At 72.8% G+C, this 24,916-nt stretch carries 21 protein-coding genes; 8 read left to right on the top strand and 13 right to left on the bottom strand.

Annotated features, from left to right (window positions below; all coding sequences use genetic code 11):
• The first annotated feature begins 50 nt into the window (after positions 1-50).
• The gene (gene eda / locus ACIQPT_RS11155; RefSeq protein ID WP_401154846.1) at positions 51-710 is read left to right on the top strand and encodes a bifunctional 4-hydroxy-2-oxoglutarate aldolase/2-dehydro-3-deoxy-phosphogluconate aldolase; all 660 of its coding nucleotides are present in this window, start codon (positions 51-53) and stop codon (positions 708-710) included.
• Positions 711-726: 16 nt separating this feature from the next.
• Here the strand turns inward: eda and ACIQPT_RS11150 are convergent, their stop codons facing one another.
• The 5 genes from ACIQPT_RS11150 to ACIQPT_RS11130 all read right to left on the bottom strand — a co-directional run bounded on the left by ACIQPT_RS11150 (position 727) and on the right by ACIQPT_RS11130 (position 5,766).
• Positions 727-1,515 (bottom strand): TSUP family transporter, encoded by a 789-nt coding sequence (locus tag ACIQPT_RS11150; protein ID WP_401154844.1) that lies wholly within the window; start codon positions 1,513-1,515, stop codon positions 727-729.
• A gap of 12 nt (positions 1,516-1,527) precedes the next feature.
• Complete coding sequence (locus tag ACIQPT_RS11145) at positions 1,528-2,973, bottom strand: bifunctional RNase H/acid phosphatase (protein ID WP_401154842.1); 1,446 nt, start codon at positions 2,971-2,973, stop codon at positions 1,528-1,530.
• A complete protein-coding gene (locus ACIQPT_RS11140; protein ID WP_401155158.1) occupies positions 2,973-3,716 on the bottom strand; it encodes a zinc ribbon domain-containing protein in 744 nt (247 codons plus the stop codon). The genes ACIQPT_RS11145 and ACIQPT_RS11140 overlap by 1 nt, the downstream gene beginning before the upstream one ends.
• Positions 3,713-4,549 carry a Nif3-like dinuclear metal center hexameric protein gene (locus tag ACIQPT_RS11135; RefSeq protein ID WP_401154840.1) on the bottom strand — a complete coding sequence of 279 codons (837 nt, stop codon included), beginning with the start codon at positions 4,547-4,549 and terminating at the stop codon, positions 3,713-3,715. The genes ACIQPT_RS11140 and ACIQPT_RS11135 overlap by 4 nt, the downstream gene beginning before the upstream one ends.
• Before the next feature lie 173 nt (positions 4,550-4,722).
• Positions 4,723-5,766 (bottom strand): ABC transporter substrate-binding protein, encoded by a 1,044-nt coding sequence (locus ACIQPT_RS11130; protein ID WP_401154838.1) that lies wholly within the window; start codon positions 5,764-5,766, stop codon positions 4,723-4,725.
• Between the two features lie 212 nt (positions 5,767-5,978).
• On the opposite strand from ACIQPT_RS11130, the gene ACIQPT_RS11125 reads away from it, so the two are divergent.
• Positions 5,979-7,322: a hypothetical protein gene (locus ACIQPT_RS11125; RefSeq protein ID WP_401154836.1), complete on the top strand. Its 1,344-nt coding sequence runs from the start codon at positions 5,979-5,981 to the stop codon at positions 7,320-7,322.
• Between the two features lie 383 nt (positions 7,323-7,705).
• Here ACIQPT_RS11125 and ACIQPT_RS11120 read toward each other — a convergent pair whose 3' ends face one another.
• The 6 genes from ACIQPT_RS11120 to ACIQPT_RS11095 all read right to left on the bottom strand — a co-directional run bounded on the left by ACIQPT_RS11120 (position 7,706) and on the right by ACIQPT_RS11095 (position 15,962).
• Entirely contained in the window at positions 7,706-8,653 is a 948-nt protein-coding gene (locus tag ACIQPT_RS11120; protein ID WP_401154835.1) for a 3-oxoacyl-ACP reductase, read from the bottom strand.
• A 34-nt stretch (positions 8,654-8,687) separates the two neighbouring features.
• Positions 8,688-9,764 carry a Zn-dependent alcohol dehydrogenase gene (locus tag ACIQPT_RS11115; protein WP_401154834.1) on the bottom strand — a complete coding sequence of 359 codons (1,077 nt, stop codon included), beginning with the start codon at positions 9,762-9,764 and terminating at the stop codon, positions 8,688-8,690.
• Positions 9,765-9,812: 48 nt separating this feature from the next.
• A complete protein-coding gene (locus ACIQPT_RS11110; RefSeq protein WP_401154832.1) occupies positions 9,813-10,667 on the bottom strand; it encodes a MaoC/PaaZ C-terminal domain-containing protein in 855 nt (284 codons plus the stop codon).
• 224 nt (positions 10,668-10,891) lie between these two features.
• The gene (locus tag ACIQPT_RS11105) at positions 10,892-12,355 is read right to left on the bottom strand and encodes an MFS transporter (RefSeq protein ID WP_401154831.1); all 1,464 of its coding nucleotides are present in this window, start codon (positions 12,353-12,355) and stop codon (positions 10,892-10,894) included.
• 132 nt (positions 12,356-12,487) lie between these two features.
• Complete coding sequence (locus tag ACIQPT_RS11100; protein ID WP_401154829.1) at positions 12,488-13,678, bottom strand: lipid-transfer protein; 1,191 nt, start codon at positions 13,676-13,678, stop codon at positions 12,488-12,490.
• A gap of 28 nt (positions 13,679-13,706) precedes the next feature.
• Positions 13,707-15,962 (bottom strand): acyl-CoA dehydrogenase, encoded by a 2,256-nt coding sequence (locus tag ACIQPT_RS11095; RefSeq protein WP_401154827.1) that lies wholly within the window; start codon positions 15,960-15,962, stop codon positions 13,707-13,709.
• 176 nt (positions 15,963-16,138) lie between these two features.
• Between ACIQPT_RS11095 and ACIQPT_RS11090 the strand changes: the two genes are divergently transcribed.
• A complete protein-coding gene (locus tag ACIQPT_RS11090; RefSeq protein WP_401154825.1) occupies positions 16,139-17,668 on the top strand; it encodes an MFS transporter in 1,530 nt (509 codons plus the stop codon).
• On the opposite strand, the gene pepE is transcribed toward ACIQPT_RS11090, so the two are convergent.
• Together pepE and ACIQPT_RS11080 are read right to left on the bottom strand one after the other, a co-directional pair.
• Positions 17,631-18,359: a dipeptidase PepE gene (gene pepE, locus ACIQPT_RS11085; RefSeq protein ID WP_401154823.1), complete on the bottom strand. Its 729-nt coding sequence runs from the start codon at positions 18,357-18,359 to the stop codon at positions 17,631-17,633. The genes ACIQPT_RS11090 and pepE overlap by 38 nt on opposite strands.
• A 62-nt stretch (positions 18,360-18,421) precedes the next feature.
• A complete protein-coding gene (locus tag ACIQPT_RS11080; RefSeq protein WP_401155157.1) occupies positions 18,422-19,249 on the bottom strand; it encodes an IclR family transcriptional regulator in 828 nt (275 codons plus the stop codon).
• 148 nt (positions 19,250-19,397) lie between these two features.
• Here ACIQPT_RS11080 and ACIQPT_RS11075 point away from each other — a divergent pair, with 148 nt between their 5' ends.
• From ACIQPT_RS11075 to ACIQPT_RS11055, 5 genes are all read left to right on the top strand, one after another.
• A complete protein-coding gene (locus tag ACIQPT_RS11075) occupies positions 19,398-20,351 on the top strand; it encodes a DUF1177 domain-containing protein (RefSeq protein WP_401154821.1) in 954 nt (317 codons plus the stop codon).
• Entirely contained in the window at positions 20,351-21,745 is a 1,395-nt protein-coding gene (locus ACIQPT_RS11070; protein ID WP_401154819.1) for a cytosine permease, read from the top strand. Before ACIQPT_RS11075 ends, ACIQPT_RS11070 begins: the two co-directional genes overlap by 1 nt.
• Positions 21,742-23,049 carry a M20/M25/M40 family metallo-hydrolase gene (locus ACIQPT_RS11065; RefSeq protein WP_401154817.1) on the top strand — a complete coding sequence of 436 codons (1,308 nt, stop codon included), beginning with the start codon at positions 21,742-21,744 and terminating at the stop codon, positions 23,047-23,049. The genes ACIQPT_RS11070 and ACIQPT_RS11065 overlap by 4 nt, the downstream gene beginning before the upstream one ends.
• 210 nt (positions 23,050-23,259) lie before the next feature.
• Positions 23,260-23,847, top strand: coding sequence for a class I SAM-dependent methyltransferase (locus ACIQPT_RS11060; RefSeq protein WP_401155155.1), 588 nt, complete (start codon positions 23,260-23,262; stop codon positions 23,845-23,847).
• A gap of 78 nt (positions 23,848-23,925) precedes the next feature.
• On the top strand, positions 23,926-24,882 hold the full coding sequence (locus ACIQPT_RS11055; protein ID WP_401154815.1) for an N-acetylmuramoyl-L-alanine amidase: 957 nt from the start codon (positions 23,926-23,928) through the stop codon (positions 24,880-24,882).
• Positions 24,883-24,916: the final 34 nt, after the last annotated feature.

Here is a 24,916-nt window from a genome sequence, read left to right as displayed (position 1 = left end):
GTGCGCAACGCTCGTTGCAGATATTGACTTGCTCGCGGCAGGATGGCCCCATGACCTCCTCCGTGCCGTCCGCCGCGCCCTCCGCCCCGTCCGACGCCTCCGTGCTGGACCTCGCGCCCGTCGTCCCCGTCGTCGTCCTCCACGACGCCGCCGACGCGGTGCCGCTGGCGCGGGCGCTGGTGGCGGGCGGGCTTCCGGCGATCGAGGTGACGCTGCGGACGCCCGCCGCGCTGGAGTCGATCCGGGCCATCGCCGCCGAGGTCCCGGGCGCGGTGGTCGGCGCGGGCACGGTGATCTCGCCGCAGCACGTACGGGACACGGTCGGGGCCGGGGCGCGGTTCCTGGTCAGCCCGGGGTGGACGGACGCGCTGCTGGAGGCGATGAAGGCGTCCGGCGTGCCGTTCCTGCCCGGTGTCTCGACCACCTCCGAGGTGGTGGCCCTGCTGGAGCGCGGGGTGCGGGAGATGAAGTTCTTCCCGGCCGAGGCGGCGGGCGGCACGGCCTATCTGAAGGCCCTGTCCGCGCCGCTCCCGCAGGCCCGGTTCTGCCCGACCGGCGGTATCTCGCTCGCCTCCGCGCCGTCGTACCTCGCGCTGCCCAACGTCGGTTGCGTGGGCGGCAGCTGGATGGTGCCGGGCGACGCGGTGGCGGCGAAGGACTGGGACCGGGTGGCCCGTCTGGCGGCCGAGGCGGCGGCGCTCGCCCCGTAACCCCGCGAGGACGCCCTCAGCGCAGGATCTGTACGGCGTAGAGCCCGCCGATGCCCAGCGCCAGCACCCCCAGCAGCAGCCGCAGCGCCGTCTCCGGGAGGCGGGGCTGGAGGTGGGCGCCCAGGTAGCCCCCGCACAGTCCGCCGAGGCCGCAGGCCAGGCCGAGGGACCAGTACGGAGCGATGTCGCCGGTGGTGGTCAGGGACAGCAGCGCGTACGTCCCCGCGCCCACGACCGAGGTCACGAACGTGGCGGCGAGCGCGGCCGGGGCGACCTTCGCCACCGGCATGCCGCGCCCGACCAGGATCGGGCCGAGGAGTGAGCCGCCGCCGATCCCGTAGATCCCGCCGACGACGCCGACCACCATGGCCAGCCGGGTGACGGCGCGGGGCGAGGGCTCCCGTTCGGGGTCGGCCGTACGGGAGGCGCGCCGCAGGGTGCGCAGGCAGAGCCAGCTGCCCAGCGGCAGCAGCAGGACGGCGATGAGCAGCCGGAACACCGACGGGCCCGGCACCGCGAACACCCGGATCACCGCGCCGGCGACGACCCCGGGCACGGTGCCCAGGACGAGCAGCCGGGTCAGCGGCCCCCGCAGGGTGCCGGCCCTGTGGTGCCGCAGCAGGGCCCCGGGGCCCGCCACCACGTTGTAGAGCAGATTGGTCGGGGTGACCGCCGGGCTGGGCACCCCGAGCACGCTGACCTGGACCGGCAGCAGGAACACCGCACCCGACACGCCGACCGGTGCGGTGGCCACCGAGATCAGCAGCCCGGCGGCGAACCCGAGGAGCCCCGTCGACCAGCCCACGCGCGTCCGCCGCTAGCGCAGGTGGGAGGTGTCGTTGAGCAGGCGTACGGAGGCGTTGCCGTCGGCGTAATAGGCGACCGTGGAGATCGAGGCCGCCGACAGCTCCATCCTGAACAGCGCCTCCGGCGGTGCCCCCAGGGCGAGCCGGACGAGCGTCTTGATCGGGGTCACATGGGTGACGAGCAGGACCGTGCGGCCCGCGTACCGGGCGACGATCCGGTCCCGGGCGGCCGCGACCCGCTCGGCGACCTCCGCGAAGCTCTCGCCGCCGCCGGTCGGGGCGGTGTCCGGGGAGGCCAGCCAGGCGGTGAGGTCGTCCCCGTACCGCTCCCGCACCTCGCCGAAGGTCAGTCCCTCCCACGCGCCGAAGTCCGTCTCGCGCAGGCCCTCGTCGATCCGGACGTCGAGGCCGAGGCGGGCGGCGACGGCCGCGGCGGTCGCGCGGCAGCGGCGCAGCGGGGAGCTGACGATCTCCTGGACGGTGCCCAGGGCCGCGAAGTGCCCGGCGGCCCGTTCGGCCTGGTCACGGCCGGTGGCGGAGAGCTCGGGGTCGGTGCCGCCGCTGCCGGAGAACCGCTTCTCGGGCGTGAGCGCGGTCTCGCCGTGCCGGAGCAGGACGAGCGTGGCGGGCGCGCCCAGGTCGGGGGCCGAACCCCAGCCGGGCTGCGAGGCTCCGGTGGCCTGGGGACTGCTTCCGGCCGTTTCCGGCGCGGATCCGGCGGCATCGGAACGAGCCCTGGCCGCCTCCGGAACGGCTGTCCCCGGTACGGCTTCCTCCGGCGCGACCGCCTCAGCCACGGCTGCCTCCGGCACGGCTGCCTCCGGCACGGCCGCCTCCGGCACGGAGAAGAGCGTGTCGGCCGCCGGGGCGCTCGCGCCGCGTGCGGCCGCGAGGGCCGCACGGGCCTTGGCGGCACCCGCGACCTGGTCGCCGGGCGGGCCCTGGGCGGGCGTCGGCGGGGTGCTCACGGTGCCGCGGGCCGGGGCGTCGAGGGCGGCCGTGGAGGCGGACGCCTCCCACTGCCTGCCGTCGCGGCCCGCGTCCATCGCCTCGTTGGCGAGCCGGTCCGCGTGCTTGTTCTGCGCGCGCGGGATCCACTCGTACGTCACCGAGGACGGCGGCAGGACCGCGGCGGCCCGGGCCGCCAGCGGCTTCATGTCGGGGTGCTTGATCTTCCAGCGCCCCGACATCTGCTCGACGACCAGCTTGGAGTCCATCCGGACGTGGACGCGCAACGTGTCCCCCGCGTCCGGGAAGAGCGCCTTCGCGGCTGTCAGACCGGCGATCAGGCCCCGGTACTCGGCGACGTTGTTCGTCGCGACGCCGATGTACTCGGCGGCCTCGGCGAGGGGCTCGCCGGTGGCCGGGTCGATGACGACCGCGCCGTAACCGGCGGGCCCCGGGTTGCCCCGGGATCCGCCGTCGGCCTCGACCACCACCTGGCGGGCGACGCTCATTACAGGCCCGACTCCGAGGTGCGGACCAGGATGCGGTGGCAGTTCTCGCAGCGCAGGACCGTGTCGGGGGACGCGGCGCGCACGTCGCCGACCTCGGCCATGTTCAGCTCGAGCCGGCAGCCCTCGCAGCGGCGCTGGTAGAGCCGGGCGGCGCCGACCCCGCCCTGCTGGGAGCGGAGCTTGTCGTACAGCTTCAGCAGGTCGGCGGGGATGACCTCGGCGACGACCTGGCGGTCCTTGGTCACCGTGGCGGCCTCGGCGTCCAGCTCGGCGGTCGCGGCGTCGCGGCGGGCGGTGGCGTCGTCGACCTTGGCCTGGACGGCGGCGACCCGCTCGGTCAGCTCGGCGACCCGCTCCTGGGCGCCCTCGCGGCGCTCCATGATCTCCAGGACGACGTCCTCCAGGTCTCCCTGGCGCTTGGCGAGCGAGACGATCTCGCGCTGGAGGCTCTCCAGGTCCTTGGGCGAGGAGACCGCGCCGGAGTCCAGGCGCTGCTGGTCGCGGACGGCGCGCTGACGCACCTGGTCGACGTCCTGCTCGGCCTTGGTCTGCTCGCGGGTGGTGTCGCTCTCCTCGGTGGTGGAGGCGACCAGCAGGTCACGCAGCTGGGCGAGGTCGCTGCTGAGCTGCTCGATCTCGGCGTGCTCCGGCAGCGAGGTGCGCTTGTGGGAGAGCTGGGAGAGACGGAGGTCGAGGGCCTGGACGTCGAGAAGTCGGATCTGGTCGGCGGGCGCGGCGTTCAGTTGGGGGCTCCAGAGGAATGGTGGGTGGTCCAGGGGTCGGTGACCTGCTTCGAGACGTGGACCCGCAGGTCCCATCCGTGGCGGTCGGAAAGCGCGTCGAGCTGGGCGGCCGCCTGCTCGCACCAGGGCCATTCGGTGGCCCAGTGCGCGGCGTCGACGAGGCCGAGCGGCGAGTGCCGCACGGCCTCGGACGCCGGGTGGTGGCGCAGGTCGGCGGTGAGGAAGGCGTCGACCCCGGCGGCGCGCACGGCGTCGAAGAGGCTGTCGCCGGAGCCGCCGCTGACGGCGACGGTGCGCACGAGCGCCTCCGGGTCGCCGGCCAGCCGGATGCCCTGTGCGGTGGCGGGGAGCCGGGCGGCGGCCCGGGCGGCGAAGTCGGCCAGGGTCTCGGGGTGGTCGAGCTCGCAGATCCGGCCGAGTCCGCGGCGGCCCTCGGGGTCGGAGGGATCCGGCACGAGGGGGCCGGTGATCCGCAGGTCGAGGGCGCCGGCCAGGGCGTCGGAGACGCCGGGGTCGGCGGTGTCGGCGTTGGTGTGCGCGACGTGGAGTGCGATGTCGTGCTTGATGAGGGTGTGGACGACCTTGCCCTTGAAGGTGTCGGCGGCGACCGTCGTCGTCCCGCGCAGATAGAGCGGGTGGTGGGTGACGATCAGCTGGGCGCCGAGCTCCAGGGCCTCGTCGGCGATCTCGCGGACGGGGTCGACGGCGAACAGCACCCGGTCGATCTCCGCGTCCGGATCACCGCAGACCGTCCCGACCGCGTCCCATCCCTCGGCCCGCTCGGGGGGCCAGAGGGCGTCGAGTGCGGCGATGACTTCAGACAGACGGGGCACGGGTCAAAGGCTACCTGTCCGGCGTGGTCCGCCGCCCCTGGCCGCCGGACCTGTACGCCAGGACCGGCGGCCGGACACGAATCGTTACTTCACCGGCCGTCGCCGGAGAGCCGAGGAGGCGGCTGCTTCACCAGGTCGGCCACTTCACCGGATCGGCCACTTCACCAGGTCGGCTACTTCACCAGGTCGGCGCGGAGGTCGTCGAGGACCAGCTCGGCCGAGGTGACGCCGAGGCCCAGGTACCAGGTCTCGTCGGAGACGTCCTTGGCCCGGCCCTCCTTGACGGCCTTCAGGTTCTTCCACAGCGGGTTGGAGCGGGCGGTGTCGCGCTGGGTGGCCTTGGCGTCGCCGTAGACGCCGGTGAAGATCCAGTCGGCGTCCGCCTCGTCGATCTTCTCCGGGCTGATCTCGGCGGCGAGGTCGTTGATCTGCTGGTTCTTGGGACGCGGCAGGCCGACGTCTTCCAGGATCGTGCCGATGAACGAGGCCTTGGCGTAGAGCCGGAGGCGGTCGGGCATGTAGCGGACCATCGAGACGGTCGGCTTGTCGGAGCCGATGTCCTCGCCCAGCTTCGCCGCCTTCGCCCGGTACGCGTCGAGGTTCGCCTCGGCCTGCTTCGTGCGGTCCAGCGCCTGGGCGTTGAGGAGGTAGTTCTCCTTCCAGGTGAAGCCCGGGCGGATGGAGAACACGGTGGGGGCGATCTTGGACAGCTCGTCGTACTTGTCCGCGGCGCGGAGCTGGCTGCCGAGGATCAGGTCCGGCTGGAGGCCCGCGATGGCTTCGAGGTTGAGGCTGTTGATCGTGCCGACGCTCTTCGGCTCGCCCGCGTCCTTCTTCAGGTACGAGGGGATGGCCGCGTCTCCCTCGCTGGGGGCGTAGCCGACCGGCTTCAGGCCCAGCGAGACGACGTTGTCGAACTCGCCGACGTCCAGCACGACCACGCGCTTGGGGGCGGCCTTGATCTCGGTCTTCCCCATGGCGTGGGTGACCGTACGGGGGAACTCGCCGGCCGCGGCGTCGGTGCCGTACGCCGCCGTCTTCTTCGCCGCGTCCGCGAAGTCCTTGCCGCCCGTGGCGACGGCTGCCTTCTTGCCGCCGCCCGCGTCGGACTTCGCCGCGTCCGCGTCCCCGCCGTCACCGCCCCCGCAGGCCGACAGGGAGAGGGCGGCCGCCACGGCCAGGGCGACTGCGGCGGTACCGCGGGGTCGGAGGGACATCGCTTGCTCCAGTGGTCCACATACGTGCGAGGGGGCACGGGTATTCGGTTAGGGCTGCCTAACCATAGCCACGGCCACCTCCCGACAGCACACTCACCCCTGTCACCTCAGGAGAATCCGGGCATCACCACCCTTATGTGTGAAGTGCGGTGGCTCGTGTTGTTCGGCTGGAAGTGCGAAAACTAGCTTTCGTAGCCGGAGGTGACGAGTCCATGACTGCCTGTGCCATCGAGGACGGAACCGCCGGGGCCGCCACGACGGCGGACCCCGAAGCGGAACCCGGAGCGGAACCCGATCCGGAAGAGCTGGAAGAGTCCGGCGCGCCCGGAGTGCCCGCCGGGACGGACGGCTCCGCCCTGCCCGGATCCACCGCGGACGAGGAACCGGAACCGTCGTCCGCCGCGAGCGCCACCGTGATGCCGGCCGACGTCGCGCCGCTTCCCGGCGGCTTCACGCTGACCGCGGACGGGGCGTACGCCGCCCGGCTCACAGCGGCTCCCGGCCCGCCGGGCGAGCGCGCCTGGTATCCGGAGCGGTGGACGCTGGACGGGCCCGAGCCGTATGCGGTGCCTCTCCCGCTCGACCAGCCCGAGGAGCCGGACTCCCAGGTGGTGCCGCTGGCCGACGGGCGGGTGCTGATCCGGCGGCGGGTGGCGGACCGGCAGATGTTCTCGCTGCTCTACCCGACCGGGCCCGGGACCGGCGAACTCCCGCTGGGCGCGGTCGAGTCCACGGAGATGGTCCTGCTGCCGCCGTCGCCGGACGGCCGGTGCGTGTACGCCCTGGCGGCCGGCGAGCACGAGGCGTCGCTCTGGCTGGTGGCGGGCGGCGCGTTCGGACCCGAGGAGGTCGCGCGGATCCCCGGGCGCTGCTCGGGCGGGGTGTGGCTGGACCGGGCGGGCCGGATACTGGCGCTGGACCGGCAGGCGCCGGGCGGCGGACCGGTCAAGGCGGTCGCCGTCGACCTGGGGCGGGGGGCCGAGGTGACGCCGCTGCTCCAGATCGCGCCGGAGAGCAATGACCGGCTGCTGCTCGCGGACGCCGACAGCGGGCTGCTGCTGCTCCGCTCCGACGCCCCGGGCCACGACCGGCTCGGCTGGGGGGTGCTGGGGAGCTGTCTGCCGGTCAGGTTCCCGGAGTGCCTGCGCCTCGCGGACGTGGCGGTGACACCGTTCGCGGTGCAGCCGGGCCAGATGCTGATGCCGGAGAGCTGCGCGGTGGCGCTGCGGATCGACGGGGCGGCGGGCAGCTGGGTGGGCGTCTGGCGTCCGGCGGGCCGGCGGCTGCACCAGTTCGCGGCCCCGCTGGGCTGGGCTCCGGGGGCCGGATACTGGAGCCGGGACGGGGTGCTGCACCTCCCGTACGCGAACGGGGCGACGCCCTGCGGCGTGGCGCTGCTGGACGCCCCGGAGGACGGGGAACCCTCCTCCGGGACCGGCCCCGCGCAGGGCGGTGAGGGCGGAACGGAACCGTCCGCCGCCGTCGCCGCTCCTGCTGTGTGCAAGCCCGTTCCGTTGGGGCAGGCGCCTCTGCACGGAGCCGTTCGATCTGACTAGACTCGTGACCCTGGGCTACGCGGCCGTACCGCGCGGGTACCGACGGTGACCGCGTCGGGGGGCGGTGGCGGGGCTTGCGACACACGTAGGTGCGACACAGGTAAGCGATCACAACGGGGTGACTTCCCACATGTCCGAAGCACGGACCGACACGACCCAGCAGCGCCCGACGGGGGCGGACCACGGGGCCGGAACCGGCGGTTCCGGAAAGCACCGAGGGGGTGCGTCGGCGGAGAACACGTCGGTGCAGCCGCACGGCCGCCACCGCCGGCCGGCCGAAGAGGAAGCCAGGGCGGCCTGAGCCGCGCGACAGGCGAGCAGGAGAGGGCCCGGACCGGCGGACAGCCGGTCCGGGCCCTCTGCTGTGCGGCCCGCCCCCGTCGCTACCGCCGCTTCAGACCGAGGACTTCCGCGGCGGCGAAGGTCTCGTTCGGGGGCCGGTCCGCGTAGTACGGGGTCAGCAGCTCGTCCAGCTCCGCGAAGGTGAAGGTCTCCTTCGCCGCGTCGAACTGCGCGGCCACCCGGGGCCGTTCGACGACGGCGACCATGCCTCCGTGGACGACGAGCAGCTGACCGTTGACCCCGGCCGCCGCCGGTGAGGCGAGATAGCCGACGAGCGGGGAGACATGCTCGGGCGCCAGCGGGTCGAGGGTGCCGTCCGCCGGTTCCTGGAAGCCCGCGAAGACGTCCTCGGTCATGCGGGTCCGGGCGCGCGGGCAGATGGCGTTGGCGGTGACGCCGTACTTGGCGAGGGCGAGCGCCGTGGAGGTGGTGAGGCCGACGATGCCGCCCTTGGCCGCCGCGTAGTTGGGCTGCCCCGCCGAGCCCGCGAGGAACGCCTCGGACGAGGTGTTGACGATCCGCCCGTAGACCGGCCCGCCGGTCTCCTTGGAGCGGGCGCGCCAGTGGGCGGCGGCGAAGTGGGTGGTGTTGAAGTGGCCCTTGAGGTGCACGCGGACGACCGAGTCCCATTCCTCCTCGGTCATCGAGAAGATCATCCGGTCGCGCAGGATGCCCGCGTTGTTGACCAGGATGTCGAGCCGGCCGTGGGCCGAGATCGCCGACTCGACCAGCGCACGTGCCTGTTCGTGGTCGGAGACGTCGCCGAGGTGGGCGACGGCCCGGCCGCCGGCCGCGCGGATCTCGGCGGCGACCTCCTCGGCGGGGGCGGCGGACGCCTCGCCTGAGCCGTCGCGGCCGGGCTGCCCGTAGTCGTTGACGACGACGGCCGCGCCGAGACGGGCCAGTTCGAGGGCTTCGGCCCGGCCGAGGCCGCGGCCGGCGCCGGTGACGATCGCGGACAGGCCGTCCAGCGGGAGGGGAAGTGACATCACGGTCCTCGAATTCCTTGGATGCGGGCGGGGTTCAGAGCTCGATGCAGGTACGCAGCGACTCGCCCGTGCGCATCTGGTCCAGGGCGTCGTTGACCCCGTCCAGCCGGACCCGGTGGGTGATCATCGACTCCAGGTCGATGCGGCCCGCCCGCCAGAGCGCGATGGCCCGCTCGTAGGAGCGCAGGACGTCCCCTCCCCCGTACATCGAGGGCAGGATCCGCTTCTCGTCGAAGAACAGCTCGAACATGTTGACCTGGAAGTTGTCGTCCATCGCCCCGGCGCCGACGACGCACAGGGTGCCGCCGCGGCGGGTGTGCTCGTAGGCGGTGCGGGCGGTGGCGGACTTGCCGACGACCTCGAAGACGTAGTCGAAGCCCTCGCCGCCGGTGATCCGCTGCTTGGCGTCGGCCAGTCCGTCGGGGGCGACGGCCTCGGTGGCGCCGAAGCGGAGGGCGGCCTCGCGGCGGGAGGCGACCGGGTCGACGGCGATGATCTGGGCCGCGCCCTGGACCCGGGCGCCCTGGATGGTGGAGATGCCGACGCCGCCGCAGCCGATCACGGCGACCGACGAACCGGCTTCCACCTTCGCCGTGTTGATGGCCGCGCCGAGGCCGGTGGTGACCCCGCAGCCGATCAGGGCGGCGATCTCGAACGGTACGTCGTCGGGGATCGGCACCGCGCAGCCCGCGCCGACGACGACCTCCTCGGTGAAGGTGCCGGTGCCCGCGAAGCCGAAGACGTCGCCGCCGGGGCGCTTGAAGTTCGGGGTGCCCGCGTTCATGAAGCCGGCGAGGCACAGCTGGGTCTGGCCGCGCTTGCAGGACGGACAGGCCCCGCAGGCGGGCAGCCAGCAGACCAGGACCCGGTCGCCGGTGCTCAGCCCGGTCACCCCGTCGCCGATGTCGACGACCTCGCCCGCGCCCTCGTGGCCGGGGATGAAGGGGGCGGGCTGCGGGAGGACGCCGCTCATCGCGGAGACATCGGAGTGGCAGAGGCCGGTGGCGCGGATGCGGAGCTTGACCTTCCCGGGGCCGAAGCCCACCGCCTCGACGTCGTCGAGGACTTCGAGCTTCTCCTGGCCTATCTCGTGCAGTACGGCTGCGCGCATGGGTACGGCTCCCCTCAAATCGCCATCTTCATCGTGGTGTTGATGTGTTCAGGAGTGTTCGACGAGCGTGTCGGCGAGGACCGGCGCGTCGTCCCGTTCGGCGGCGGTGACCGTCACCTGGACGCGGCCGTCCCCGGCCCACATCCGGATACGGAGGGTCTCGCCGGGGAAGACCACTCCGGCGAAACGGGTGCGGTAGGCGGCGATCCGGGAGACGTCGCCGTCCAGCAGGGTGTCGGCGACGGCCTTCAGGGTCATGCCGTACGTGCACAGCCCGTGCAGGATCGGCCGGTCGAAGCCGGCCAGCTTGGCGAAGGCGGGGTCGGCGTGGAGCGGGTTCCAGTCCCCGGAGAGCCGGTAGAGCAGCGCCTGGTCCTCGCGGACGGTCCGCTCGACCATGCGGTCGGGGTCCCGGTCCGGCGGGGCGAGCCGGTCGGACGGGCCGCGTTCGCCGCCGAAGCCACCCTCGCCGCGTACGAAGATCTGGGCGTCGTTGGTCCACAGCGGCCCGTCGTCGTCGCCCGCCTCGGTACGCAGCACGATGACGGCGGCCTTGCCCTTGTCGTACACCGCCGCGACCTTCGAGGTCTGCACGGCGCGGCCGGTCACCGGGATCGGGCGGTGGACGCGTACGGACTGCCCGCCGTGCAGGACGGCGGCGAGGTCCACGTCGATGCCCTGCGCGCCCATACCGCCGAAGGCGGCCGTTCCCGCGCCCGCGACGGTGGCGAAGCTCGGCAGCACCTGGAGCCGGGACTCCAGGGTGTAGCGCAGTTCGTCGGGGTCGGTGGCGGGGGTGCCCGCGCCGAGACCCAGGTGGTAGAGCTGGACGTCCTTGTGGTCCCAGCCGATCTCGGCTCGGCGGGGTTCGGCGGCGAGGGCCGCCGAGGCATCAATGGGCATGACGGAGCAGCTCCTTGATGATCCTTGGTCCTTGGTCCCTTGGTGGTCCTTGGTGGTCCTTGACGGTCCTCGATGACGGGAAGACCTCGGCACGGCCGTCCGCACCGTCGGCCGCACCGAGGTCGTGCGGTGACCGGCAGGACACGCCCCTTCTAGAACGCGTTCTAGCCGATGGCCCATGTATAACGCAGGCCCCGGAAGTTGGGAAGACTACTGACGTCGCGTCAGATCGCTGCTTTCGTTCGACGCTCGCGGCGGGGCGTGCGGTGGTTCGGCAGCCAGATCAGCATCACGATCACCCCGGCCAGCAGCACCCCGCTCGCCGTACGGAACGCGAGCGCGTATCCGGCGGTGACCTCGGCCGCGTCGCCGGAGCCCGCGGTGCGCGCCGCGGCGACCGTGGAGAGCACCGCGAGGCCCAGCGCACCGCCCATGGTCCGGGAGGTGTTGACCAGGCCCGAGACGAGTCCGGCGTCACCCGGCTCCGCGCCGGAGGTGGCGAGGGTGGCGAGCGGGGTGGAGGCGAGCCCGGCCCCGGCCATCATCAGGATTCCGGGGAACATGATCGCGGTGAGGTAGGAGCCCTCCACGCCCATCGTGGACTGCCAGCCGAAGCCCGCGGCGGTGATCAGGACCCCGGTGACGGCGAGGCTCTTGGCCCCGGTGCGCACCATGAGGCGGGGGGCCAGCTTGGAGCCGATGATGACGGCGGCCGAGGTCGGCATCAGCGCGAGACCGGCCTGCAACGGCGTGTAGCCCAGGACGTTCTGCGCGTACACGGTCATGAAGTACCACATGGAGAAGGTCGCCGACCCCATGAGCAGCATCGATACGTTGGCCGATGACACCGCCCGTACGGAGAACACGCGCAGCGGGATCAGCGGTACGGCGGTCCGCGCCTCGACCAGGACGAAGACGGCCAGCAGCGCGATTCCGGAGAGCAGCGGCACGAGGGTGGCGGCGGCCGCCCAGCCCTCGGCCTCGGTCTGGACGATCCCGTACGCGACGGCGGCGAGGCCCGCGGTGACGAGGACCGCGCCCAGCAGGTCGATGCGGCGGCGGTCGCCCGCGCGGCCCTCGGTGATCCGCAGGGCGGCGGCGATCAGGACGAGGGCCCCGATGGGGACGTTGATCAGGAGGACCCAGCGCCAGGAGAGGGCGTCGGTGAGGACCCCGCCGATGAGCCCGCCGGCCGCGCCGCCGCCCGCGCCGACCGCCATCCAGGTGCCGATCGCCTTCGTCCGGGCCGGGCCCTCGGGCACGGCCGCGGTGAGGATGGTGAGGGTGGCGGGAGCGAGGACGGCGGCCCCGAGGCCCTGGACGGCGCGGGCGGCGAGGAGCTGCCAGCCCTCCTGGGCGAGGCCGCCCGCGAGGGAGGCGGCGGTGAAGACGCCGAGCCCGACGAGGAACATCAGCTTGCGCCCGTAGATGTCGGCGGCCCGCCCGCCCAGGAGCATGAACCCGGCGAACGCGATCGAGTAGGCGTTGACGACCCACTGGAGGCCCCCCGGGCTCAGCCCCAGGTCGGCCCGCATGGAGGGCAGCGCCACGTTGACGACGGAGACGTCGAGGACGACGAGGAACTGGCCGGTGCAGGCGGCGAGCACGACGGCCCAGGTGCTGGGCCGTATTCGGGAGGAGGCGGGCGGGGCGGAGACGGGCGCGGAGACGTCGGGCATGAAGGTCATGGTCCCAGGCGGCGAACGGCCCGTACATCGGGTATCGGATCCAGGTCCCGGGCCGGGGTCGCCGGTCGCAGGACCTAGGCCCCCTGGCCCCGGGAACCCTGGAAACTCCTGGCCCCGAAAGCCCCCGGCGCCTCAGCCGCGCCGCAGCAGCGTGACCACCGCCGCTCCGCCGAGGCCGATGTTGTGGGCGAGGGCGGTCCGCGCTCCGGGGACCTGGCGGGCTCCGGCCTCGCCGCGCAGCTGCCAGGTCAGCTCGGCGGCCTGGGCGATGCCGGTGGCGCCCAGCGGGTGGCCCTTGGAGATCAGCCCGCCGGACGGGTTCACCACCCACCGCCCGCCGTAGGTGGTCGCCCCGGACTCGACGAGCTTGCCGGACTCCCCCTCGCCGCACAGGCCCAGCGCCTCGTAGGTGAGGAGCTCGTTGACGGAGAAGCAGTCGTGCAGCTCGATGACGTCGAGATCGTCCGGGCCGAGGCCGGAGGCGGTGTAGACCTGCTGGGCGGCGGCCCGGGACATCGGGGCGCCGACCGCGTCGATGCAGCTGCCGGAGGCGAAGGAGGCCTCGGTGTCGGTGGTCATGGCCTGGGCGGCGATCTCCACCGCCCGCTCCCCCAGGCCGTGCCGCTCGACGAACCGCTCGGAGACGACGACGGCCGCCGCCGCCCCGTCGGAGGTGGGCGAGCACTGGAGTTTGGTGAGGGGGCGGTGGACGGTGCGGGCGGCGAGGATCTCCTCGACCGTGTACGGGTCCTGGAACTGGGCGTACGGGTTGTTCACCGAGTGCCGGTGGTTCTTGGCCCCGACCGCCGCGAGCTGCGCGGGCGTCGTCCCGTACCGCTCCATGTGCTCCCGGGCCGCGTTGCCGAAGATCTGGGCGGTGGGCGGGGACATCTCGAAGCCGTGGCCGGCGGCCATGATCCCGTAGTGCCGGGCGACGGGCGAGGTCGCGAAGTCGCCGCCGTCGGAGCCGCCGCCCAGCGACCCCCGGGCCATCTTCTCGAAGCCGACCGCGAGGACGCAGTCGCTGCCGCCGCCCTCGACGAACTGCCGGGCCAGCATCAGGGCGGTGGAGCCGGTGGCGCAGTTGTTGTTGACGTTGTAGACGGGGACGCCGGTCAGTCCCAGTTCGTAGACGGCCCGCTGCCCGGCGGTGGAGGCCTGGAAGCAGTAGCCGACGGGGACCTGTTCGACCTGGTCGTAGCGGACCCCGGCGTCGGCCAGGGCGGCGGTGCCCGCCTCGCGGACCATGTCCCAGTACTGCCAGTCGCGGGTCTCGGGCTTCTCGAACTTCGTCATGCCGACGCCGACGATGTAGGCCTTCATAGGGGGAGTCCCTTCTTCGTTCCTGTGGTCAGTCCCGGGGGAGGCCGAGGATCCGTTCGGCGACGACGTTGAGCTGGATCTGGGTGGTGCCGCCCGCGATGGTCAGGCAGCGGGACATCAGGAAGCCGTGCAGGGCCCGTTCGCCCGCCGACGGTTCGTCCACCGCGCCGTCCGGGCCGAGGAGTTCGAGGGTGAGTTCGGCGACCTTCTGCTGGTGGAGCGTCTGGACGAGTTTGCGTACGGAGGCCCCGGCGCCGGGTTCGCGGCCGGAGACCTGCCGGAGCGTGGTGCGCAGCCCGGTGCAGGCGAGCGCGTGGGCCTCGGCGGCGAGCGCGCCGATCCGCGCCCGGGTCGCGTCGTCCAGCCCGGCCGAGCGGGCGATCAGGGCTTCGAGTCCGCTGTCGAAGGTCATCTGGTCGGCCATGTGGACGCGTTCGTTGCCGAGGGTGTTGCGGGCGACCCGCCAGCCGCCGCCGATCTCGCCGACGACGGCGTCGGCGGGCAGCAGGACGTCGTCGAAGTGGACCTCGTTGAAGAGGGCCTCGCCGGTGATCTCCTTCAGCGGACGGATGTCGATGCCCCGGGTCCTCTTCATGTCGACCAGGAAGTAGGTGAGCCCGCGGTGCTTGGGCGCGTCCGGGTCGGTGCGGGCCAGCAGGATGCCGTGGTCGGCGGTGCGGGCGGCGCTCGTCCAGACCTTCTGCCCGGTGATCCGCCAGCCCTCGTCGGTCCGCACCGCGCGGGTGCGCAGCGCGGCGAGGTCGGAGCCGGCGTCGGGTTCGGAGAAGAGCTGGCACCACTGGAGGTCGCCGCGCAGGGTCGCGGGCAGATAGCGCTCGCGCTGCTCCTCGGTGCCGTACGCGATGAGCGAGGGCACCACCCAGGTGGCGATGGAGAGATCGCTGAGCCGGATGGCCTGCTCGCTCGACTCCTGCTGGATCGCCAGCTGTTGTACGGGTCCCGCGCCCAGCCCGTACGGGGCGGGCAGGTGCGGGGCGGCGTAGCCGGTGGCGGCGAGGACCCGGCGGGCCTCGCGGGGCGCCAGGCCCCGGGCGGCGGCGAGATACGGCCGGGCCTCGGCGCGGTGGCGGGCCGCATCGGCGGGGAGTTCGAGGGAGAGTTCGCGGCGGGCCCCGCCCTCGGCGAGGCGGGCGGCCCGCAGCCGGTGGGTGTCGGCGGACCCGAGGAGCTGGCGGGCGAGGACCGCGCGGCGCAACCGGAGGTGGGCGTCGTGCTCCCAGGTGAAGCCGATGCCGCCGAGGATCTGGATGGCGTCCTTGGCGCAGGTGTACGCGGCCTCGGGGGCGGTGGCGGCGGCGAGCGCGGCGACGAGCCCGCGTGCCCCGGGCTCCTCACCGGCGGCGCGGGCGGCGTCCCAGGTGAGGGCGCGGGCCTGTTCGAGGCGGACGAGCATGTCGGCGCAGAGGTGCTTGACCGCCTGGAACGCCCCGATGGGCCGCCCGAACTGCTCCCGTACGGTGGCGTGTTCGACGGCGGTGTCCAGGCTGCGGGCGGCGGTTCCGCAGGCGTCGGCGGCGAGGAGGACGGCGGCCAGGTCGCCGACGAGCGCCGGATCGGCCACCGGCACGGCCCGGTGCGCGGGGACGTGGACGGCGGCGGCGCGCACCTCGGCCGTGGGGCGGGTCGGGTCGGCGCTGCGGTGCGGGCGCGTGGTGAGCCCGTCGGCCCCGGCGTCCACGAGGAACCAGCGCACATCGCCGGACGCGTCGGCGGCGGGGAGGAGCAGCAGGTCGGCCGCGTCGGCGGTCAGGACGGGCGGGGCGGTGCCGTCGAGCCGGTGGCCGCCCGGGGCCGGGGTGGCGGTGAGGGTGCCGGGGGTGAGGGCGACGGCCGCGGTGCGGTCCCCCGCGGCGAGCTCCCGGAGCGGGCCGCCCAGCGCCCCGGCCCCGGCGGCCACCGCGCGGTGGAGCACGGCGGAGGTGAGCGTGGTCGTGAGGTACGGGCCGGGCAGCGAGGCGTACGCGGCCTCCTCCAGGACGACGGCGAGGTCGAGGAGGTCGCCGCCGCCACCCCCGTACGCCTCGGGAAGATGGACGCCGGTGAGCCCCTGCGCGGCGAGCGCCTCCCAGTGGGCGGGGCGGACGCCGGGGGCGGCCGGGCTCCCCGCGTCGAGGAGCTTGCGCACGTCGCCGGGTGGTGCGGCGCGGGCCAGCCACCCCCGTACGGAGTGCGCCAGCGCGCGGTGGTCCTCGGTGATACCGATACCGTTGCCTATGCCGGTACCGCTGCCTGTGCCGGTACCGCTGCCTGTGCCGATGCCCATGCGAGTCCTCGCCGGTCGCAGCCACTGGAACGGCGCAAGAGTAGAACACGTTTCAATCTGACGGAAGGTCAGGAGACTGCCGATCCGGGCCGGAATAGAAGCGCCGCCCAGAAGCGTTCACCCTGCACACACTTGGGGGGAGCCCGGGTGGTCGACGCTGCCCGGAGGCCCCACGTATGCGACGGACGAAACAGATACGGCACACCGGGGAGCTCTCCGAGCCGCGACCAGCGCGCTCCGGCCCCATCGTGCCCGTCCTCGCCTTCGCGGGTATCACCGTCGCGGTCATGCAGACCCTGCTCGTCCCGGTCATCAAGGACCTGCCGGTCCTGCTGAGCACCGACCCGGCCAACGCCACCTGGGTGATGACCGCCACCCTGCTCGCCGGCGCCGTGTCGACGCCGATCATGGGCCGGCTCGGCGACCTCTACGGCAAGCGGCGCATGCTGCTCGCCTCCCTCGCCGTCATGGTGGTCGGCTCGCTGATCTGCGCGTCCACCGACGACCTGATCGTGATGATCACCGGCCGCGCGCTCCAGGGCTTCGCCATGGGCGCGATCCCGCTCGGCATCGGCATCATGCGCGACGAGCTGCCGCGCGAGAAGCTCGGCTCGGCGATGGCTCTGATGAGCTCCTCGATCGGGGTGGGCGGCGGCCTCGCCCTGCCCGCCGCCGCGCTGGTCGCCCAGCACGCCGACTGGCACGCCCTGTTCCTCGGCTCGGCCGCTCTCGGCGTGCTCGCGATGGTGCTCACGTACACGCTCGTCCCCGAACCGCCGCTGCGCGCGCCCGGCACCTTCGACTTCATCGGCGCCTTCGGGCTCTCGCTCGGCCTGGTCCTTCTTCTCCTGCCGGTCACCAAGGGCGGCGACTGGGGCTGGACCTCGGCCCCGACCCTCGGGCTGCTCACCGCGTCCGTCGCCACCCTGCTGCTGTGGGGCCGGTTCGAACTGCGCACCCCGGCGCCGCTCGTCGATCTGCGGACCACCGCACGCCGCGAGGTGCTGCTCACCAACCTCGCCTCGATCATGGTCGGGGTCGCCTTCTACGCGGTCTCCCTGGTCCTGCCGCAACTGCTCCAGCTGCCCACGTCCACCGGATACGGCCTCGGGCAGTCCATGGTGGTCGCCGGGCTCTGCGTGGCCCCGCTCGGTCTGACGATGATGTTCGTCGCCCCGCTCTACGCCCGGATCTCGGCCCGCCGCGGCCCCAAGGTCACGCTGATGCTCGGCATGCTGGTCATCGCGGTCGGTTACGGGGCCGGGCTCGGGCTGCTCAGCGCCGCCTGGCAGACCGTGCTGATCTCGGTGGTGCTCGGCGCCGGGATCGGCCTCGCCTACTCCTCGCTGCCCGCCCTGATCATCGGGGCCGTCGACCCGTCGGAGACCGGCGCGGCCAACGGCCTGAACACCCTGATGCGCTCGATCGGTACGTCGGTGTCGAGCGCCGTCATCGGCATGGTGCTGGCCAACACCTCCGTGCCGATGGGCTCGGTCCAGGTGCCGTCGATGGAGGGGTTCCGGATCTCGTTCCTGATCGCCACGGGCGCGGTGCTGGTCGGCCTGGTGCTGGCGGCGTTCCTGCCCTCGCAGCGACCCTCCGCGCACCCGGTGCTCCTGGCGAGCAGCGCGGACGACGCACCGGCCCCGGACGACGCACGGACCGCGGTCAGCGCACCGGAGCGTCGAACCGCGGCGCCGTCGTGAGCAGCCCGGACACGTCGGACCCCGCCGGGAGCTCCTGGGGCTCGGCCGCGCGGGAGAACAGCCGGGCGGGGCGGGCGCCCCGGACATGGGCCCGGTCCCCGTCGACGCGGAGCCAGGAGCCCTCGCGCAGCCCGAGCACGGGTACGTCGTTCTCCTCCAGGAACTCGGTGAGCCGCTCCTCACGGGTCTCGCCCTTGTGGGTGCTGGCCGGGTCCGGGTCCAGGTAGTGCGGGTTGATCTGGAACGGGACCAGGCCCAGCGTCTCGAAGGACGGCGGCTGCACGATGGGCATGTCGTTGGACGTGCGCAGGGTCGGGGCCGCCATGTTGGTCCCCGCACTCGCGCCCATGTAGGGCAGCCCGTCCCGTACCGCGTCGCGCACGGCCTCGCGCAGACCGGTGCGGTAGAGGGCGGCGAGCAGCCGGAAGGAGTTGCCGCCGCCGATGAACACGGCGTCGGACGCGGCGAGTTCGGCGACCGGGTCGGCGTTCTCGTGGACGCCGCGCACGGTGATGCCGGACGGCTCCAGGGCCTCGCGGACCCGGGCGGTGTACGCGGTGTGATCGGCGAGCGCGTACGGGACGAAGGCGAGTCGGGCGTTCGCGGGGAGGAACGCGGTGACGGTGTCCAGGGCGTGTTCCAGGTAACCACGGCCGTACTGGGTGGAGTTGGAGAGCAGAAGCAGATTCACGGGGTTCCTCGGGTACGTCGGGTACGTCGGGTACGTAGGGAGCATCGGGCGGATCGGGTCGGTCAGGTGGTGCGGGGCCGCCGGGCGCGGGGCTTCGGCCGCTGCGGCGGGTGGGTGAGGCGCTGCTCCAGCAGTTGGGCCGCGTGGCGCAGCGCGTCGAGCCGGTCCTCGGGCGCCCCCCGGAACCGGTCCTCCCCGCCGCCGAGGCTGAGACTTCCGTACGGCTCGCGCCCCAGGAACACCGGTACGGCGACGGTGGCGATCCCGGTGTCGTACTCGCCGACCGTCCAGGCGTAGCCCTGGGCCCGGATCTTCAGGAACTCCTGTTCCAGCAGGTCCGGTTCGGTGACGGTGCGGTCCGTGAAGCGCGCCATGGGGCGGCCCCGGAAGAGCCGGTGGCGCTGCTCGTCGGGCAGATACGCGTAGTACGACTTGCTGGTCGCCCCCGCGTGCGCCGGGTAGAGCTCGCCGACCAGCGGGTAGTAGCGCAGCGGTCCGGCCTCGCCCTCCTCGGCGGCCACACAGCGCATGTGGAAGCTGTCCGGAAGGCAGAACAGGACCGTGTCGCCGGTGGTCCGGCGCAGCTCCTCCAGGACCGGACCGGCCAGCAGCTCCAGGGAGCCCGAGCGCTCCCAGAGCCGGCCGAGCCGCAGCACGGCGGGGCCGATGCGGTAGCGGCGGGTGGCCGGGTCGGAGACCAGGAAGCCCCGGCCGGCCAGGGTGGCGAGCAGCCGCTGGGCGACGGAGGTGTCCCAGCCGAACTCCTCGGCGACCTCGGTGACGCCCCAGTCGGGCCGGGTGCGCTCGAAGGCGAGCAGCACCAGGAGCGCCCGGTCGACGGTTTGCAGCGCCCCGGCGGGCGTACGCCGGTCCAGATCGGATTCGACCATCGTCATCTCACCATTCAGACCTGAATTGCAAATAACGGGAAACAGTTGCGCTCAACGCTATCCGATCCCGAATGTTGCCTCAGCACCCCGCCCCGCGCTCTCCCCCGTCGAGCGCCGGGCGGGTGTCAGGATCAGGAGAAATGCCCCCATGTTGAAGTACGTACTGGACATCGTCGAGCTTCTGGACGATCCCCAGGTCAATGGCAAGACGGTCGTCGAGTACCTCGACGCCTCAGCGGGGGCCGAGGGCTCGTCCGCGCAGGTCACCACCGTCACGGGTGACCAGGGCTCGACGGACTTCGTGCTCGTCCGCATCCCCGGCTCCCACGGCCGGACGGCGGGCGGCAGCGCCCGCACCCTCGGCGTGGTGGGCCGGCTCGGCGGTATCGGCGCCCGGCCCGGGGTGACCGGTCTGGTCTCCGACGCCGACGGCGCGGCCGCCGCCATCGCCACGGCGGCCAAGCTGCTCGACATGCGCCGTCGCGGCGATGTGCTGCCCGGTGACGTGATCGTCGCCACCCACATCTGCCCGGACGCACCGACCGAGCCGCACGACCCGGTGCCGTTCATGGGCTCGCCCGTGGACATCGCCACGATGAACCGGCACGAGGTGACCGCCGACATGGAGGCCGTGCTCTCCATCGACACCACCAAGGGCAACCGGATCATCAACCACAAGGGCCTCGCCCTGTCGCCCACCGTCAAGGAGGGCTGGGTGCTCCGGGTCAGCGAGCAGCTCGGCGAGCTGCTGGCCGTGGTGACCGGTGAGCCGTTGGTCACATACCCGGTGACCACCCAGGACATCACGCCGTACGGTAACGGTGCACACCACATCAATTCGATCCTCCAGCCCGCCACCGCGACCGCCGCTCCGGTCGTCGGTCTCGCGGTCACGTCGGCCGCCGCGGTACCGGGTTGCCAGACGGGCGCGAGTCACGAGAGCGACATCGCGTCCGCCGCCCGCTACGCCGTGGAGGTCGCCAAGGCCTTCGGCGCCGGGAATCTGGACTTCCACGACGCGGTGGAGTTCGACAACCTCGTCCACCGCTACGGGTCGCTGGCTCACCTGCAGACCCTCGGCCGCACCACCCAGGAGTCCTGATGGCATCCGCCCACCGGGCCGGCGCCACGGCCCCCGAAGCCAAGAGCATCGGCAGCGACGACTACGCGCTCTCGCGGGTCCCGCGCGACAAGCGCTTCGGCTTCTGGTCCATGCTCCTGCAGTGGCTGGCCCAGTCCGGCTCGATCTCCCAGTTCACGCTGGGCGCCACCATCGGCGTCGGCATGACCTTCGGGGACGCGTTCCTCGCCTTCACGCTCGGCGCGGTGATCCTGGAGATCGTGATCTTCGCGATCGGTCTGGCCGGTATGCGCGAGGGCCTGGCGACCCCGATGCTCACCCGCTGGACGGGCTTCGGCCGCAACGGTTCGGCGCTGGTCAGCTTTGTCATCGCGGTCAGCCTGGTCGGCTGGTTCGGCGTCCAGAACACGATCTTCGGCAACAGCGTCTCGGCGCTGGCCGGCGGTCCTTCCTGGATGTGGTGCGTGATCGCGGGCGTCGCCATCACCGGCCTGGTGATCTTCGGCTTCCGGTACATGGCCCTGTTCGCCAAGATCGTCACCCCGCTGTTCTTCGGCATGGTCGCCTGGTCGATCATCACGACGCTGAAGGACCACTCGATCAGCGAGCTGATCAGCTCGCCGCCGCCCGGCGAGGCGATCCCGCTGGCCGTCGCCGCCACCGCCATCGCGGGCGGTTACATGACCGGCGCGATCGTCTCCCCGGAGATGACCCGCTACAACAGGAAGGGCTCGCACGTCTTCGTGCAGAGCGCCTCCTCGATGATCCTCTCCGAGTACATCGTCGGCATGGTCGGTGTGCTGCTCGGCCACCTGGTGAAGTCGAGCGATGTGTCGCACATCGTGCTCTCCACCTCGGGCGCCTTCGGTGTGATGGTGGTCCTGATGTCCACCGCGAAGATCAACGACTGGAATCTGTACGGCTCCTCGCTCGGCGTCGTCAACTTCTTCCAGGTCGTCTTCCGCAAGCGGCTGCACCGCGGCGTGGTCACCGTCGTCCTCGGCATCGCCGGCACGCTCCTGTCCGCGGTCGGCATCATGACCCACTTCACGGAGTTCCTCTCCCTGCTGGGCGTGATGATCCCGCCGATCGGCGGCATCATCGTCGCCGAGTACTGGGTCGTGAAGCGGATGCGCAAGCCGCTGGACGACACCCGCGAGGCCGAGACCCTGCCGCTGACCTCGCCCACCTGGGTGCCGATGTCCCTGGTCATCTGGGTCGTGGCGTTCTGTGTCGGCAAGTTCTACGACGGCGGCATCCCGGCCCTCAACTCGCTGGCCACCGCCTTCCTGCTGTACTGCGCCCTCGGCCTGCTGGGCTGGGTCAAGCCGTACGGCACCTCCACCCTGGACGACGAGGACGGCAGCAGCCCCGCCCCCGCCGCCCGCGCGACCACTCCGGCAGGAGCAGCATGACTCTCACCCCCGCCTCCGAGCAGGCCCAGACCGAGGTCGTGGACCTCTGCGCCGAACTGATCCGGTTCGACACCTCCAACCCGACCAGTGACGAGCGCGCCGCCGCCGACTGGGTGGTGGACCGCCTCGCCGAGGTGGGCATCGCGTCCGAGCTGGTCGAGTCCGCCCCGGGCCGGGCCAGTGTCATCGCCCGGATCGCCGGGTCCGACCCCGCCCGGGGCGCCCTGCTGGTCCACGGCCACCTGGACGTCGTGCCCGCCGACGCCTCGGAGTGGCAGGTCCCGCCGTTCTCGGGCGAGATCCGCGACGGCTACCTCTGGGGCCGGGGCGCGATCGACATGAAGGACACGGTGGCGGTCATGCTCGCCACCGCCCGGCACTTCGCCCGCACCGGCACGAGGCCGGCCCGGGACGTAGTGCTCGCCTTCCTCGCCGACGAGGAGGCGGGCGGAAAGTTCGGCGCCCACTGGCTGGTCGAGCACCGGCCCGACCTCTTCGCCGGGGTCACCGAGGCGATCGGCGAGGGCGGCGGCTTCTCCTTCGCCCTCGACGACACACGCCGGCTGTACCCGATCGAGAACGCCCAGCGCGGCATGGCCTGGATGGAGCTCACCGCCAACGGCCGGGCCGGCCACGGCTCGTCGCCCAACGACGAGAACGCGGTCACCGACCTCGCCGAGTCCCTCACCCGGATCGGCCGCGAGACCTTCCCGATCCGGCTGATCGAACCGGTCCGCGCCCTGCTGGAGGAGGCCGCCCGGCTCTACGGCGTCGCGTTCGACGAGAACGACATCGAGGCGAGCCTCGCCCGGCTGGGCCCGGTCGCGGACTTCATGCAGGTGGTGCTCCGCAACTCGGCGAACCCCACCATGTTCACCGCCGGCTACCAGACCAACGTCATCCCCGGGAAGGCCACCGCCCGCGTCGACGGCCGTTTCCTCCCCGGCCACGAGCAGGAACTGATCGACACGATCGACAAGCTCCTGCTCCCCTCCGTCAGCCGTGAGTGGGTCAACCACGACATCGCGATGGAGACGACGTTCGACGGCCCGCTGGTCGACGCGATGTGCGATGCCGTACGCGCCGAGGACCCGGACGGCCACCCCGTCCCGTACTGCAATCCGGGCGGCACCGACGCCAAGGCCTTCACCCACCTGGGCATCCGCTGCTTCGGCTTCAAGGGGCTGAAGCTCCCGCACGACCTGGACTACGGGCGCCTGTTCCACGGCGTGGACGAACGCGTCCCGCTGGAGGGCCTGCGCTTCGGCGTCCGCGTCATGACCCGCCTCTGGCAGAGCTGCTGACCCTCAGGACCGGTCACCGTTCCGCCGGGGACCGCCCCGACCCGGGCTCACCCCACGTACGCCCCCGCCGATCCCTTCGGCGGGGGCGTACGGCACGATGGGTCGCCGTCTCAGCCGTCGTAGGCACCCCGCCCCACCTGGAGGAACCCCGTGACCGCCGCCGCTCCCTCCCCGGAAGTCCTCGCCGCGTTCGAGGCCGCCAAGGGCTTCATGCCGGTCCACGAGGGCCTCGCCCTGTACGCCGCCGCCACCGGGGCCGGTGCGCTCGGGCTGCCGCTGCTGGAGGTGGGCACCTACTGCGGGCGCTCCGCCATCCTGCTCGCGGACGCGGCCCGGGCCGCCGGGGTGGCCGCGCTCACCGTCGACCACCACCGGGGCAGCGAGGAGCAGCAGCCCGGCTGGGAGTACCACGACCCGAGCGTGGTGGACCCGGAGGTCGGGCTGATGGACACCCTGCCGACGTTCCGCCGCACCCTGCGCCGGGCGGGTCTGGAGGACCACGTGGTGGCGCTCGTCGGCCGCTCGCCGCAGGTCGCCGCTGTGTGGGGCGGGCCGCTCGGGCTGGTCTTCATCGACGGCGGGCACACCGACGAGCATGCGAACGCCGACTACGAGGGCTGGGCCCCGCATGTCGCCGAGGGCGGGCTGCTGGTGATCCACGACGTGTTCCCTGACCCGGCCGACGGCGGGCAGGCCCCGTACCGGATCTACCTCCGGGCGCTGGCCTCCGGGGCGTTCACCGAGGTGTCGGTGACGGACTCGCTGCGCGTGCTGCGCCGCACGGGGACGGGCATCTGATCCGTACGGGACCGGGTTCCGGGCCGCACCGGCCGGCTGTCCGAGCCGTCCGGACAGCCGGGTGGGTAGCATCGCCGCGTGCCGTACGACGACAGCCCTCCCCCCGCCCGCCGCGCCCGGCCCCTGTCCCTGGCCGCCGCGCTGGCCGCCGTATGCCTGACCGCCGCCGGTTGCGGCGGCGGCCCGGACGCCGACGAGGCGGGTGCGGCCTCGCCGCGACCGGGTGCCGGCGGTGCGTCCTCTCCGGCCGCGACGCCGACCGACGAGCAGCCCGAACCGTCCGGTTCCACCGACGCCACGCCCTCCGGATCCGCCTCCGGACCGAGCTCCGGACCGGCCTCCGGGAAACCGCTGCCGAGGGGCCCGCTGACCGGCCGGACCGTGGTGATCGACCCGGGCCACAATCCGGGTAACCGCGATCACACCCGGGAGATCAACCAGCAGGTCGACATCGGTACCGGCCGCAAGGAGTGCGATACGACCGGTACATCCACTAATGATGGTTATGCGGAGGCCCGGTTCACCCTCGACGTGTCCCACCGGCTGCGCACGCTCCTGGAGGCCGAGGGCGCCCGGGTCCGGCTGACGCACGACGAGGACCGGCCGTTCGGGCCGTGCATCGACGAGCGGGCCCGGATCGGGAACGAGGCGAAGGCCGACGCGGTGGTGTCGGTGCACGCCGACGGATCGGCCGTGGGCAACCGGGGCTTCCATGTGATCCTGCCCGCCGGGGTGAAGGGCGGCGGGGCCGACACCTCGAAGATCGTGAAGAGTTCGGCCGATCTCGGCGCGAGGATCGCCGGACACTTCGTCCGCACGACCGGAAGCGCGCCTTCCAATTACGTCGGTGGAAATACCGGTCTGGACACGCGTAATGATCTCGGCGGACTGAATCTGTCGACCGTGCCCAAGGTGTTCATCGAATGCGGCAATATGCGTGATCCGAAGGACGCCGCCCTGCTCACCAGCGCGAGTTGGCGACAGAAGGCCGCCCAGGGGCTGGCCGGCGGCATTATCAGCTACCTGAAGGGGTAGTTCTGCGGTGATATTGGGGGGATAGCCGCTCACG

It is taken from the genome of Streptomyces sp. NPDC091289 (assembly GCF_044757365.1).
Taxonomy (GTDB): domain Bacteria; phylum Actinomycetota; class Actinomycetes; order Streptomycetales; family Streptomycetaceae; genus Streptomyces.
This window is presented reverse-complemented; position numbering and strand designations above follow the sequence as displayed.